Annotated in this window: 13 protein-coding genes; 7 read left to right on the top strand and 6 right to left on the bottom strand. The window is 73.0% G+C overall.

The features are described from left to right. Positions 1-14: 14 nt before the first annotated feature. Complete coding sequence (locus ACFYNP_RS30380; RefSeq protein ID WP_388789964.1) at positions 15-2,240, bottom strand: molybdopterin oxidoreductase family protein; 2,226 nt, start codon at positions 2,238-2,240, stop codon at positions 15-17. 78 nt (positions 2,241-2,318) lie between these two features. After that, positions 2,319-2,942: a TetR/AcrR family transcriptional regulator gene (locus ACFYNP_RS30375; protein ID WP_388789961.1), complete on the bottom strand. Its 624-nt coding sequence runs from the start codon at positions 2,940-2,942 to the stop codon at positions 2,319-2,321. 102 nt (positions 2,943-3,044) lie between these two features. On the opposite strand from ACFYNP_RS30375, the gene hmgA reads away from it, so the two are divergent. From hmgA to ACFYNP_RS30360, 3 genes are all read left to right on the top strand, one after another. Further along, positions 3,045-4,370, top strand: a complete 1,326-nt coding sequence (gene hmgA / locus ACFYNP_RS30370; protein WP_388789959.1) for a homogentisate 1,2-dioxygenase — start codon at positions 3,045-3,047, stop codon at positions 4,368-4,370. A 43-nt stretch (positions 4,371-4,413) separates the two neighbouring features. Beyond that, on the top strand, positions 4,414-5,169 hold the full coding sequence (locus ACFYNP_RS30365; RefSeq protein ID WP_388411126.1) for a GntR family transcriptional regulator: 756 nt from the start codon (positions 4,414-4,416) through the stop codon (positions 5,167-5,169). Between the two features lie 111 nt (positions 5,170-5,280). Next, positions 5,281-6,486, top strand: a complete 1,206-nt coding sequence (locus ACFYNP_RS30360; RefSeq protein WP_388789956.1) for a type ISP restriction/modification enzyme — start codon at positions 5,281-5,283, stop codon at positions 6,484-6,486. A gap of 32 nt (positions 6,487-6,518) precedes the next feature. On the opposite strand, the gene ACFYNP_RS30355 is transcribed toward ACFYNP_RS30360, so the two are convergent. The 3 genes from ACFYNP_RS30355 to ACFYNP_RS30345 form a co-directional block, all read right to left on the bottom strand. Further along, positions 6,519-7,052, bottom strand: coding sequence for a GNAT family N-acetyltransferase (locus ACFYNP_RS30355; protein ID WP_388789953.1), 534 nt, complete (start codon positions 7,050-7,052; stop codon positions 6,519-6,521). 101 nt (positions 7,053-7,153) lie between these two features. Then, positions 7,154-7,636 carry an SAM-dependent methyltransferase gene (locus ACFYNP_RS30350; RefSeq protein ID WP_388411119.1) on the bottom strand — a complete coding sequence of 161 codons (483 nt, stop codon included), beginning with the start codon at positions 7,634-7,636 and terminating at the stop codon, positions 7,154-7,156. An 89-nt stretch (positions 7,637-7,725) separates the two neighbouring features. Continuing rightward, positions 7,726-8,433 carry a TetR/AcrR family transcriptional regulator C-terminal domain-containing protein gene (locus ACFYNP_RS30345; protein WP_388789951.1) on the bottom strand — a complete coding sequence of 236 codons (708 nt, stop codon included), beginning with the start codon at positions 8,431-8,433 and terminating at the stop codon, positions 7,726-7,728. 64 nt (positions 8,434-8,497) lie between these two features. Between ACFYNP_RS30345 and ACFYNP_RS30340 the strand changes: the two genes are divergently transcribed. Genes ACFYNP_RS30340 through ACFYNP_RS30330 form a run of 3 tightly spaced genes read left to right on the top strand, consistent with a single transcriptional unit; the run spans position 8,498 to position 11,484 of the window. After that, the gene (locus ACFYNP_RS30340; RefSeq protein ID WP_388789948.1) at positions 8,498-9,460 is read left to right on the top strand and encodes an ATP-binding cassette domain-containing protein; all 963 of its coding nucleotides are present in this window, start codon (positions 8,498-8,500) and stop codon (positions 9,458-9,460) included. Beyond that, a complete protein-coding gene (locus ACFYNP_RS30335; RefSeq protein ID WP_388411111.1) occupies positions 9,457-10,239 on the top strand; it encodes an ABC transporter permease in 783 nt (260 codons plus the stop codon). The genes ACFYNP_RS30340 and ACFYNP_RS30335 overlap by 4 nt, the downstream gene beginning before the upstream one ends. A 48-nt stretch (positions 10,240-10,287) precedes the next feature. Next, positions 10,288-11,484, top strand: a complete 1,197-nt coding sequence (locus ACFYNP_RS30330) for a CaiB/BaiF CoA transferase family protein (protein WP_388789945.1) — start codon at positions 10,288-10,290, stop codon at positions 11,482-11,484. Between the two features lie 29 nt (positions 11,485-11,513). On the opposite strand, the gene ACFYNP_RS30325 is transcribed toward ACFYNP_RS30330, so the two are convergent. Continuing rightward, the gene (locus ACFYNP_RS30325; RefSeq protein WP_189765214.1) at positions 11,514-11,777 is read right to left on the bottom strand and encodes a hypothetical protein; all 264 of its coding nucleotides are present in this window, start codon (positions 11,775-11,777) and stop codon (positions 11,514-11,516) included. Positions 11,778-12,052: 275 nt separating this feature from the next. Here ACFYNP_RS30325 and ACFYNP_RS30320 point away from each other — a divergent pair, with 275 nt between their 5' ends. Next, the gene (locus ACFYNP_RS30320) at positions 12,053-13,678 is read left to right on the top strand and encodes a serine/threonine-protein kinase (RefSeq protein ID WP_388789942.1); all 1,626 of its coding nucleotides are present in this window, start codon (positions 12,053-12,055) and stop codon (positions 13,676-13,678) included. Positions 13,679-13,682 lie beyond the last annotated feature (4 nt).

The following is a 13,682-nucleotide window of genomic DNA, read 5'->3' as shown; positions in this document are numbered from 1 at the left end:
AGCAAAACTCCAGGTCACGATAGGGGTACGAGTTCGACGGGGAAGCCGTTGAGCACGGCGGTGCCCGAGAGCGGGTCGAACCGTGAGCCGTCGAGGAGCTGGTTGACGTTGACGCCCGGCCGGCCCGCGGCGACCGCGAGCCGGCTGCCGGGGCGGCTGTGGCCCCAGCCGTGCGGCAGGCTGACCACGCCCCGGCGCACGCTGTCGGTGATCTCCACGGGGGCCGCGACCGCTCCCCCCTCCGCCGTGATCCGCACCTCGGCGCCGTCGGCGAGGCCGAGCCTGGCCGCGTCCTCGGGGTGGATCTGGAGGGTGCAGCGGTTGGAACCGCCGTTCAGCGCCGGGATGTTGTGCAGCCAGCTGTTGTTGGAGCGCAGATGGCGCCGACCCACCAGCACCAGGGCCGCGGGCCGTTCGTCGAGGGCGGCCCGCAGCCGGGGCAGGTCGGCGGCGACGGGCTCGGGGAGCAGTTCGACACGGCCGGTGCGGGTGCGCAGCACCTGCGGCAGGCGCGGCTCCAGCGCGCCGAGGTCGATGCCGTGGGGGTGGCCGAGCACGCGTTCCAGGGTGAGCCCGTCGGGGTCGGCGCCGAAGCCGTCGCCGTAGGGGCCGAGCCGCAGCATGAGGTCCAGACGGCGCTCGGGGCCGCCGGCGCCGGTGAGTTGGGCGGCGAGCACCGTCGCGTCGCGGCCGTGCACGGGTGAGTGCGGGTCGGCGACGGCCTTGGCCAGGGTGCGCTCGATGGCCGTCGCATCCACGGCGGCGGGTGCGGTGCCGTGCAGTCCGCCGACGGCGAGCACGAGACGGGCGTGGATCTCGCACTCGTCCATGCGCCCCTCGGCGAGCGGCACGGCGGGCCGGGTGTAACGGACCTGGTTGCGGACCGCGAAGCCGTTGAAGGCGAAGTCGAAGTGGGCGCTCTGCGAGGGCGGCGGCGGGGGCAGTACGACATCGGCGTGCAGCGAGGTCTCGTTCAGATACGGGTCGATGCTGACCATGAAGTCGAGCCCGGCGAGCGCCCGGTCGAGCCGGTCCCCGTCGGGCGCGGAGAGCACCGGGTTGGCGGCCGAGGCGATGAGCGCGCGGATCCGCCCCTCGCCCGGCGTCTCGATCTCCTCGGCGAGCGCGGCGAGCGGCAGTTCGGACTTCACCTCGGGGTGGCCGCCGACCCGGCTGTGCCAGCGCCCGAGCGAGAAGCCCTTGCCGGGCCCGGCCGGGCGGGGTGCCCGGTCGGTGGCGGAGAGCGGGAAGAGCGCGCCGCCGGGCCGGTCGAGGTTGCCGGTCAGGACGTTGAGCACGTCGACGAGCCAGCTGGCCAGGGTGCCGTGCTCGACGGTGCAGCTGCCGATCCGGCCGTATACGGCGGCGGTGGGTGCGGCGGCCAGCTCCCGGGCGATGTCCCGGATCACGTCCGGCTCCACATCGCAGACGGGACCGACCGCCTCGGGCGTGAACTCCCGCAGGGCGTGCGCCACTTCGGGCACTCCCTCGACTCGCGCTTCGAGCGCGCCGAGGGCGGTGAGCTTCTCCTCGAAGAGCACCTGGGCGATCGCGGCGAGCAGCAGCGCGTCGGTGCCGGGCCGGATCGCCACGTGCCGGTCGGCGAGCTTCGCGGTGCGGGTGCGGCGCGGGTCCACGACGGTGAGGCTGCCGCCGCGCCTGCGCAGGGCCCGGAGCCTGCCGGGGAAGTCCGGGGCCGTGCACAGGCTGCCGTTGGACTCCAGCGGGTTGGCACCGAGCAGCAGCAGATGGCCGGTGCGGTCGAGGTCGGGCACCGGGATGGCGAACGGGTCGCCGAACAGGAGCCCGCTGGAGACGTGCTTGGGCATCTGGTCGAGGGTGCTCGCGGTGAACAGGTTGCGGGTGCGCAGCGCGCCGAGCAGGGCGGGCGGGTACAGGGCGCCGGCCATGGTGTGCACATTGGGGTTGCCGAGGACCACGCCGACCGCGTTCGGCCCGTACTCCTCGATGATCGCCGGCAGGCGGGCCGCGATCAGGTCGAAGGCCTCGTCCCAGGTGGCCCGCACCAGCTCGCCGTCGCGGCGCACGAGCGGCGTGCCGAGCCGGTCGGGGTCGGCGTCGACCTCCCCGAAGGAGGCACCCTTGGGGCAGATGAAACCCTGGCTGAACACGTCGTCCGCGTCCCCCCGGGCACCGGTGACCCGCGTGCCCTCCACGGTGAGGCTCAGCCCGCAGGTGGCTTCGCAGAGCGGGCAGATACGCAGGGCGGTGCGGGACATTCGTCCTCCCGGGGCGACGGCGCGCGAGTCCCTGGAGCATACCGACCGGTAGGCATGTCCGGGAGGTCCCGGCCGGGGTCAGTCCAGGGTGCGGGCGAGGTAGGCGTGCAGGAGCTGCCGGGTCTCTTCGACGATCTTCGGGTCGCCCTGCGGGTCGGTGCGGAAGGCGAGGCGCAAGGTGGCGTCGGCCGCCTCCACCGCGACCAGGATCACCCGGCGCAGCTCCGCGTCCAGGGTGCGGCCGAACTGCGCCGGGAGCAGTTCGGCGAGGCGGGCGGCCAGCAGGTGGTTGGCGTCCGCGTCGGGATCATCGGGCACCGGCTGGGGTCCGCCGAAGTCGACCAGGTTGAACCCGGGCACGGTCTGCTTCAGGACCAGGTACTCGTCCAGGACGGCGTCGACGGCCCCGCGCCAGTCGGCCGCCTCGATCGTTTCGAGGCGGGCATTGATCATGCCGGCATAGCGGTCGAGGTTGCGGGCCGCGAGCGCCTCGGCCATGGCCCGCTTGTTGCCGAAGAAGCGGTAGACCGAGCCGATCGGCACCCCGGCGCGCTGGGCGACGGCCCGCGTGGAGAGGTCTTCGTAACCGGTTTCGTCGAGGAGTTCGGCACAGGCGTCGAGTATCCGGGAGAGCCGCTCGGCGCTGCGCTGCTGCACGGGCGCCCGGCGGAGGTTCGCGTGGAGATCAGGAGCAGGAGACACCCGCCCATCATCTCCCGCCCGGCCGGTTTTCCCGTTGACGCGACCGCATCGTAATCCTACGGTTGACCATAGGATTCCGGCACGGGAGCAGGAGAGCGCACGATGACGACATCGACCGGCGAACAGGCGGGGAAGATCGCGGAGGGCCTCGGCTACTCCCGCGGATTCGGCAACGAGCACAGCTCGGAGGCCGTCCCCGGCGCTCTCCCGCACGGCCGCAACGCACCCCAGCGCGCCCCCCTCGGCCTGTACGCGGAACAGCTGAGCGGCTCCGCCTTCACCGAGCCGCGCGCGGGCAACCGCCGCTCCTGGCTGTACCGGATCCGGCCATCGGCCGCGCACCCGCCGTTCACCCGGACCGACAACGGCCACCTCCGCTCGGCGCCCTTCACCGAGTCCGTCCCCGACCCCAACCGGCTGCGCTGGAACCCGCTGCCGGAGCCCCCGGCCGGCACCGACTGGCTGGCGGGACTGTGGACGCTGGGCGGCAACGGCGACGCCACGCAGCGCACCGGCATGGCCGTGCACCTCTACCACGCCAACTCCTCGATGGAATCGAGGGTGTTCAGCGACGCCGACGGTGAGCTCCTGATCGTGCCCGAGCGCGGCGGACTGCTCCTGCGCACCGAGCTCGGCCTGCTCGCCGCCCGCCCCGGCGAGGTCGCCCTGATCCCGCGCGGCGTGCGCTTCCGGGTCGAGCTGCTCGACGCGAGCGCCCGGGGTTACGTCTGCGAGAACTACGGCCGCCCCTTCGAGCTGCCCGAGCTCGGTCCGATCGGCGCCAACGGCCTCGCCAACGCACGGGACTTCCGGGCCCCGGTCGCCGCGTACGAGGACGTCGAGGGCCCGGTCGAGGTGGTCAACAAGTTCTGCGGCAACCTCTGGACCGCGACCTACGACCACTCCCCGCTCGACGTCGTGGCCTGGCACGGCAGCCACACGCCGTACGTCTACGACCTGCGCACCTTCAATGTGATCGGCACCATCAGCTACGACCACCCCGACCCGTCCATCTTCACGGTGCTCACCTCGCCGTCCGACACCCCGGGCCTGGCCGGTGTCGACTTCGTGGTGTTCGCGCCGCGCTGGCTGGTCGGCGAGGACACCTTCCGGCCGCCCTACTTCCACCGCAATGTGATGAGCGAGTACATGGGCCTGATCGAGGGCGCCTACGACGCCAAGGCGGAGGGCTTCGTGCCCGGCGGCGGCTCGCTGCACAACATGATGTCGGCACACGGCCCGGACCGGGAGACCTTCGACCGGGCGAGCGCCGCCGAGCTGAAGCCGCAGAAGATCGACGACGGCCTGGCCTTCATGTTCGAGACGCGCTGGCCGGTCACCGCCACCGAGCAGGCGGCGAGCGCCGACCATCTCCAGCGGGGCTACGACGACGTGTGGCAGGGTCTTCAGCGCCACTTCCGCTCATGAAGCGAGCCTTCCGCTCCTGAGCACCACCTGATACGGAATCCCTGTGACCTCCTCCTTCGCTCCCGACTCCCTGGTCCTGAACCGGAAGCTGCCGCTCTGGTACCAGGTGTCCCAGTCGCTGCGCGCCTCGATACTGGGCCGCTCCCCCGACGCCTCGCTGCGGCTGCCCACCGAGGAGCAGCTCGCCGCGCACTACGGGGTGAGCGTGTTGACGATGCGTCAGGCACTCAAGGAGCTGGAGGAGGAGGGCCTGATCAGCAGGCACCGGCGGCGCGGCACGTTCATCGAGCCGGCCGCCCGGCGGGCGTCCCCGGTCCGGCTGCTCGGTTCGATCGACGCGATCGTGGCCCAGCAGTCGGGCGAGCGCACCACGATCCTGGGCCACGGCCCGGAGCCGGTGCCCGGCGACCTCGCCGAGTACTTCCCGGGCAGCGCCGAGGTGGTGGCGTACCGGCGGCTGCGGTGCGACGACGAGAGCGGCGAGCCGACCAACTGGGCCTACAACGCGGTGCGTTCGGAGGTCGCCGCCGCGATCGACCTCACCGACCTCACGCGCTGGCCCATGACGAAGGTCCTTCGGGACGCGGTCGGGGTGGACATCGCGCGCATCACGGACACCGTGGAGGCCCGGCTCGCCGATCCGGTCACCGCCGAGCTGCTCCAGGTCCCGCTGCTCTCGCCGATCCTGCACTACACGGGAGTCACCTACGACGGGAAGGGCCGGGTCGTCGACGTGGCCCGCATCCACTACCGCGGCGACCGCTTCTCGTTCTCGGTGACGGTCGAGGCTTCCCGATGACGGTCGGGGCTTCCCCGTGACCGTCGAGGCTTCCCCGTGACCGCCGGGGCTTCCCGGTAACCGCCGGGGCTTCCCGGTGACGGTCGAGGACCGCTGAGCATTCTCACTAGCATGCTGGCTGTGAGCGATGACGTGCCTCTCCTCGACGACCTGATGCCCTGGTCGGTGGCCCCGCTGCGGCTCGGGCGGCCTTGGGTGGTGGCGCCCGACGAGCGCACCCTGCGCTCCCGCTGGGACCTGCTCGTACGGTCCGAAGGGGCCGAGCGGGAGCGGCTGTTCGGCCCGAGCCGGGCCCGTACGCTGCGCTCCGCGGTGGCCGCGCTGCCCGGCAGGACCGCGGGCACCGGCCCGTTCGCGCAGGAGCGGGGCGGCTGCCCCGATCCGGTCCGCGTCCAGCACGGGCCCTTCGACGAGCAGTGGCTGATACCGGACCAGCGGCTGCTCGACGCCGCCCGGCCCGAGCTGTGGCGGGTGGCCGACGAACACCAGCTCTTCGTGGTCGAGCAGGGATACGTGCCGAAGGCCGACGGGCCCGCGCTCACCGTCTCGGCCGTGCTGCCCGACGGGCGCTCCCCCGCCGGACGCCCCGGCCGCATCCGGCCGCTCTACCGCCGGCCGGGCGGCCTGGAGCCGAACCTCGCACCCGGCCTGCTCGCGTTCCTCACCGAGACGTACGGGCACCCGGTGGCCCCGCACGAGGTGGCCGCCTGGGCCCTGGCCGTGGCCCGCCCGAGCGCAACGGGATGCCTCGTCACGCTGCCGCGTGACCCTCAACTCTGGTCCAGCGGAGTGGAGTTGGGGCAGCGGATGGGCGACCTGATGGTGCGCGGGGCGCGCGGCGGCGAGAAGCCGCGGCTGCCGGGCGGGCGGCGGCCCTATGTCCGCGCGGCCGTCCCGGCCCGCCCGCGCGAACTGCGCTACGACGCCGCGGAGGAGGTGCTGCACATCGGCGACGGCGGCCGCGTCGCGCCGGTGCCGCCCGGAGCCTGGGAGTTCCGGGTGGGCGGGGTGCGGATGCTGGAGCTGTGGTTCGAGCGGCGCACCGGGCCCGCCGATGCGGGCACGCTCGCCGCGGTCGGCCCCGCGAACTGGCCCCAGGAGTGGACGTCCGACCTCCTTGAGCTGATCACCGTGCTCGCCCTCCTCGGTGAACTGCGTTCGGCCCGGACCGAGTTGACGGCGGCCCTCACGGAACCGGTGACGCGCGGCGAACTGCGCGGCGCCGGTGTGCTGCCCGTACCGGCGGGCGCGCGCCACCCCGCCTCCGTGCTCGATCACCCCGAGGAGGGACCGGGGGGCCAGTTCGCCCTCATCTGACGCCGCCCGGCCCCGGGCGGGCCGGCCGGGGTTCAGGCCGTGTACTCGGTCAGGTCGATGGAGTGGATGTTCAGCGCGTGCCCGAACTCCGGGTGGACCGTCTCGCGCTCCTGCTTCATCCCGAGCTTGCGCATCACGTTCTCGGAGGCGTCGTTGCCCACCCGGGAGACGCTGATGACCCGGCCGAGCCCGCGGTCCTGGAGCGCGAACTCCAGCGCGGCGTGCGCCGCCTCGGAGGCGTACCCCTGGCCCCAGAACGGCCGGCCGAGCCGCCAGCCGATCTCGACCTCGTGCTCGGCCTCGGGCAGGAAGTGCGGCACGGACAGGCCGGTGAAACCGATCATCTCGCCGGAGCCGAGGAGCTCGACGGCGAAGAGCCCGAAGCCCTCGTCGTCCCACTCCTCCTCCCACCTCTCGATGTCCGCGGCGGTCCTTTCCAGGTCCCGGACCGAGCCGTCGCCGATCCAGCGCATGACCTCCGGGTCGGCGTTGATCTCGGCCATGGGGACGAGGTCGTCGTCGGTCCAGCGGCGCAGCAGGAGGCGGGGGGTGCGGATCTCGGTCATGGGGTCATCCTGCACGGCGCGGCGCCGAGCCGGAAATCCACCCCCGGCTCCCAGGTCCAGGACTGCGTTGGCACGGACGGAAGTCCAGGTCACAAGCTCCGTCAGTAGTACTCGCGCATGATCTCGGTGGCCCAGTCCGGCTGCGTGGTGGCGCCGCGGGGACCGAACTCCGCCAGGTAGGGCTTGATGTCGAGCACGGGAGTGCCGTCGACCGCGTCCAGGCCCTGTACGTGGACGTCGAGTCCGTCGACGCGCAGCAGCCGGCACCGGGAGACCCCGAGCCGGTTGGGCCGGTTCTTGCCGCGCTGGGCGAAGATGCCGACCAACGGCCAGTCGGTGTTGCCGCGCGGGTGCCGGGCTCCGGTCTCCACCTTGTCGACCGGGACCCGGTCGAAGTGGTAGACGATCTCCACGTGCGAGAAGGAGTCCAGGCCGGCGAGTGCCTCCGGCCCGAACCGCTGCTCGTCGAGGCGGATCACGGCCGACACCCCGCCCCATTCGTCGTCGCGGACCTCACCGCGGCCGCCGACCACCCGGCCGACCGGATCGCAGACGACCTCGACCCCGATGCTGCTCTGCGACATGCGCCCCGCCTCTCACCGCCAAGAACCGATCATGGTCACCGTACGGCGCGGACGCGGGCGCGCGCAGGGGATTGTCGACGCCGCTGCCGCTACCCGGCGAACGCGTCGAGCGTTCTCGTCAGGGCCCGCTCGAAGACCGCGTCCATGTCTATGGGTCCCGAGTCCTCGGCGAAGGCGGCCGCCAGGCGCGGATAGCGGCCGGTGGCGACCTGGCTGAAGAGGTAGGCGATCCGCACGCCCTGCTCCTGCTCCGGCGACCAGGGCAGCGAGCGGGTCCGCTCGGCGGTGGCGATCTCGTTGGCGACGTAGGTGGTGACGACGCCGTTCACCGAGGCGATCAGCTCCATCTTGGTGCCGTACTTCGCCTCCAGCGGGTCGAGGCAGGTCATGCAGTGCTCCAGGTACCGCAGCGCGTTCGGGCTGAAGCCGTACACCGGGGACATCAGGCGGGGCACCCAGGGGTGGCGGTGCATCAGGGCCCGGGTCTGGTGGGCGAGGGCGAGCATGTCGGCCCGCCAGTCGCCGGTCGGCTCGCTCAGGTCGTACTCGGCGCTGACCGCGTCCACCATCAGCTCGTACAGGTCCTCCTTGCGCGGCACGTAGTTGTACAGGGACATCGTTCCGCAGCCGAGTTCGGCCGCGACCCGGCGCATGGAGAGCGCGTCGATGCCCTCCGCGTCCGCGATGCGTACGGCGGCGGCCGCGATGTCAGCACGGCTGAATGCGGGCCTGGGGCCCCGTCCGGCGCGCTCGGGGCGCGCCCAGATCACTTCTGGTTCAGCAGGTCGCCCTGCCATGGATCATCACCTCGCCCCCCATCGTAGTTACGTACACCGTACGTAGTGCGCTATGGTGAGCCGCATGACGACTACGTACGCTGTACTTAGTGAAGGTCTGGAGAAGCGCTTCGGCGAGGTCCACGCGCTGCGCGGGCTCGATCTGGCCGTGGCCGAGGGCACGGTCTGCGGGCTGCTCGGGCCCAACGGCGCCGGCAAGACGACGGCCGTACGCCTGCTGACGACGCTGCTCGCGCCGGACGCGGGCTCCGCGCGGGTCGCCGGGCACGACGTGGTGCGCGAGCAGGACGCGGTCCGCCGGGCCATCGGCGTGACCGGCCAGTCCGCCTCCGTCGACGTGGAGCTCACCGGGCGCCAGAACCTCCGCCTGTTCGCCAAGCTGCACGGCATGCGCGGCGCGGCGGCCGGCGAGCGGGCCGCCGCACTCCTGGAGCGGTTCGCGCTGACGGACGCGGCCGACCGCGCCGCCGGCACCTACTCCGGCGGCATGCGGCGCCGCCTCGACCTCGCGGCGAGCCTGCTCACCCACCCCCGCGTGCTGTTCCTCGACGAGCCCACCACCGGACTCGACCCGGCGAGCCGCAACCAGATCTGGTCCGCCGTACGCGATCTGACCGCCGAGGGCACCACGGTGCTGCTGACCACCCAGTACCTGGAGGAGGCCGACCGGCTCGCCGACCACATCGTGCTCGTCGACCAGGGCCGCGCCGCCGTGACCGGAACCCCGGCCGAGCTGAAGGCCCGGATCGGGTCCTACGCCCAGGTCGTGGTCGCGGACGAGGGCGCCCTGCCCCAAGCCGCGGCCGTGCTCGACCAGTTGACGGGGGCCCGGCCCCAACTCGACGCCGCCACGCGGACGGTGGGCGCCGTCTCCATGGACCCGACGCTCACCCTGCCCCGCCTGGTGCGCGAACTGGACGGCGCCGCGGTGCCGATCCTCGACGCGAGCCTGCGCCCGCCCACCCTCGACGAGGTGTTCCTGCGCCTCACCACCGCCGCCAACTCCCGCAAGGAGCTTGTGTCATGACCTCGCTCGCATACGACAGCACCGCCATGCTCGGCCGCCAGCTCCAGCGCATCAAGCACGCGCCCGGCGTGCTCGTCCTCACCCAGACCATGCCGATATCGATGCTGCTGTTCTTCGGCTACGTCTTCGGCAGCGCGCTCGCCATGCCCGGCGAGGAGTACCGCGCCTACCTGGTGCCCGGCCTCCTGGTCGCCACCGCCGCGAACGGCCTGATGACCGGAATGTTCCAGGCCGCGCAGGACTCGCACCGCGGGGTGATGGACCGGCTGCGCACCCTGCCGATGAGCCGGGCCGCGGTCCCGGTCGGCCAGAGCGCGGCGGACCTGCTGACCACCGCGCTCGGCACGGTCCCGCTGATGCTGGTGGGGCTCGCGGTGGGCTGGCGGATCGACGCGGGGCCGCTCGGCGCGGTCGGCGCCTTCGGACTCCTGATGCTGCTGCGCCTCGCGACGACGTGGGCCGGCCTGTTCCTCGGCCTGCTGACGCGCAGCGAGGAGGCCGCCGGACAGCTCGGCTCGGCCACCTTCATGCTGCCGCTGCTCTCCAACGCCTACATCCCCACCGACCGCCTCCCCGGCTGGCTGCGCACGATCGCCGAGTGGAACCCCATCAGCGCCGTCGCCTCGGCCGTCCGCGAGCTCTGCGGCAACGCCTCCCCCGCCGCGGACGCCGCCTGGCCGGTGGCCCACCCGGTAGCCGGCTCGCTCGCCTGGTGCGGTCTCCTGCTGCTGGTCTTCGTGCCGCTCGCGGTGCGCCGGTACGCGAACAACGGCCGCTGAGCGGTACCGCGGGGTGACAGGAGCCGCCCGTACGCGATAAGTACGGCCATGAGCACTCAGCCCCTGCCTCTCGAAGGCATCACCGTCGTCGCCGTCGAACAAGCCGTCTCCGCACCGTTCGCCACGCGTCAGCTCGCCGATCTGGGGGCCCGCGTCGTGAAGGTGGAGCGCCTCGACGGCGGCGACTTCGCGCGCGGCTACGACACCGCGGCCCGCGGTCTCGCCTCGCACTTCGTGTGGTGCAACCGGGGCAAGGAGTCGGTCGCCCTGGATCTCAAGGACCCGCGCGGCCTCGCCATCCTGCGGCGGCTCGTCGCCGACGCCGACGTGTTCGTGCAGAACCTCGCGCAGGGCGCCGCCGCCCGGCTCGGCCTGGACGCGGCCACGCTGTGCGCGGCGCACCCCCGGCTCGTCGCCGTCGACATATCGGGGTACGGCGCCGGCGGCCCCTACGCGCACAAGCGGGCCTACGACATGCTGGTGCAGTGCGAGGCGGGCCTGGTGTCCGTCACCGGGACGCCCGAGCGGGCCGTCAAGGCCGGGATCCCGGCCGCCGACATCGCGGCCGCCATGTACGCCTTCTCGGGCGTCCTGGCGGCCCTCGTGCGGCGCGGCACGACCGGCCGCGGCGGGCCGGTGGAGATCTCGATGCTGGAGGCGCTCGCCGAGTGGCTCGGGCATCCGCTGCACCACGTGATGCACGGGGGCACCGAACCGGCGCGCACCGGCGTCGCGCACGCCGTGATCGCGCCGTACGACGCCTATGACACGGCGGACGGCGGGCAGGTGCTGTTGTCGGTGCAGAACGACCGGGAGTGGCGACGGCTCGCCGAACTGGTCCTTGAGCGGCCCGAGTTGGCGGACGATCCGGACTTCGCCACCAATGCGGCGCGGGTGGCGCACCGGACGGGGACCGACGAGGCGGTGGCGCGGGCGCTGGCCCGGTTCACGGCGGCCGAGGCCGTCACCCGGCTCGAAGCGGCGGGGATCGCGTGTGCCCGGATCAACACGGTCGCGGACGTCGCCGCGCATCCGCAGCTGGCGGCACGGGAGCGCTGGCGGGAGGTGGCGTCACCGGTGGGGCCGCTGCGGGCACTGCTGCCGCCCATCACTCTGGGCGGCAGTCAGGAGGCGTACATGGGTGCGGTGCCCGCGCTCGGCGAACACACCTGCGCAACGCTGCGGGCCCTGGGAATGACGGACGAGCAGTTGGCAGAGTTGCGCCGGGACGGCGTGATCGCCTGAACGCGGGGCGCCTGGTGTCGGGAGTGGATTCAGCCGCGGCTGCCGAAGAGCGAGCGGCGCAGCCGCCGCAGCGGCGCGAAGAGCGAGACGCGAGCACTCTTGCTCCTGCGGGTGTGCGCCACGTCACGCGAGGTCAGCTCGCGCATCAGCAACGTCGCCTCGGCCGCCTCGCGCTGCGGGACGGCAGGACCGCCGAGCACCGAGAGATGGCGGTCGAGCCGCGAACTGGTCGCGCTGCTCCCGCAGGTGATGGCAGGCACTCGCGCCCTGCTGTGCATTGTTATCTGTTCCATGTCACTCCCCACCCGTACGAGGGCACCCGGCCCCGGGCAGGGTAACCCTATCGCCCCCGCGTCACACTCGTGAATCCGGTGGCAGGATTCACCTTCAGGGGGGCCGGGTTGACGATTACGCTCCGAATACATCTGATTCCAGGGCGAGTTGGACACATTACTGACTGCCCCTCACGCAGAGTCGCGGCCCGTGTTCGCACGTGCTGCGCAATGCCGTTCAAGGGGGCGGCAGCGGCCCGGCCCTGAGCTAACTTGGAAGGGTTTCTCCGCCGCGGATGGGGGGCTCGCCAGTGAGCGAAGTGCCGGGCAGTGAGCAACGTCTGATCGCGGGCCGCTACCGGCTTCTCTCGCCGCTCGGCCGGGGCGGCATGGGCATCGTGTGGCGCGCCCGGGACGAGGTGCTCGGGCGCGAGGTGGCCGTCAAGGAGGTCCTGGCCCCCGCCGCGCTCGACTCCCCCGAGGTGGCCCGGCTGTACGCCCGCCTGGAGCGGGAGGCGTGGGCCGCGGCCCGGGTCTCGCACCGCAACGTGGTGACCGTGTACGACGTGGCCACCGAGGACGGGCGGCCGTGGATCGTCATGGAGCTGATCCGCGGCCTCGCCCTGTCCGACGTGCTGGACGCGGAGGGGCCGATGCTCCCGCAGCGCGTCGCGCGGATCGGCGCCGAGGTGCTCGCCGCGCTGCGGGCCGCGCACGACGCGGGGGTGCTGCACCGCGACGTGAAGCCGGCGAACGTACTGCTCGCCAACGACGGCCGGGTGGTCCTGACCGACTTCGGCATCGCCACGGTGGCCGGGAGCCAGACCCTCACCCTGACCGGCGAGGTCGTCGGCTCGCCCGAATTCCTGGCTCCCGAACGGGCGTTGGGCCACACCCCCGGCCCGGCCTCCGACCTGTGGTCGCTCGGCGTACTCCTGTACGCCGCCGTCGAGGGCAACTCGCCGTTCCGCCAGGACACCCCGCTGTCCACGCTGCGGGCCGTGGTGGACGATCCCCTCGAACCGCCGCTCCGGGCAGGCCCGTTGACACCGGTCATCGAGGGGCTGCTGCGCAAGGAGCCCGGCGAGCGGCTGCCCGCCGAGGAGGCGGAGCACCAGCTGCGACTCGTCGCGGCGGGCGGCACCGTGCGCTCCCCCATGGACCGGTACGAGGACACCACGGTCCCGGCAGGTCCGCCCGTCCTGCCGCCCACCTCCGTGCTCGGCCCCGTGTCCGCGCCCGCCGGGGACGCCGGACCCGCGGCGCACGGCGAGCCCCGCTCCCGCACCGGGGCAGCGGTCATCGCCGGTGTCGTGGTGCTGCTGCTCGCGCTCGGACTCCTCGTGTACCTGCTGGTGCGGGACAACGGGCAGGGAACCCGGGGGACTTCATCGGGCGGCGGCTCGCCCACGCCCTCCCTCCCGCACTCCGCGCAGGCGCCCGGGACGACCGGGTCCACTCCCAGGAGCAGCCCGCCGCCCACGACCGCGTCCGCGAGCGGCAGCCCGTCACCCTCGCCGACACCCGAGCAGTCGGTGGCGGTCAACGTCCAGGTACTGCGCGGGAGTTACCGGGGCACGTGTCCGGCCCCGAGCACGTCGGCGCCCTCGATGGTCGCCGTCCTCACGGTGGGGCGGGCGCCGGCCCAGGTGGAGTACCGCTGGGTCACCCGGGACGGCCAGTCGTCCGACCCGGGCTGGAAGACGCTCTCGTTCGCCCCGGGCGGCCCGATGACCCGGCAGGTCGTGCACACCGAGTCGCCGTCGCACAGCGGCTCGAACGAGGTCCGTGTGGAGGTGCGTGCTCCGGTGAAGGTCTCGTCCGACGCGGTGGCGTACCAGGTGACGTGCGAGGAGGAGACACCGACGGGCGGGCCCTCCTCCTCGCCGTCACCGACGGGCTCCTCCTCGCCCTCCGGCTGAGCGG

Origin of the sequence: Streptomyces sp. NPDC006691 (genome assembly GCF_042869955.1) — a bacterium.
In the GTDB taxonomy this organism is placed as follows: Bacteria; Actinomycetota; Actinomycetes; order Streptomycetales; family Streptomycetaceae; genus Streptomyces.
The sequence above is the reverse complement of the archived record's forward strand: the minus strand, read 5'-3'. Positions and strand labels throughout refer to the sequence as shown.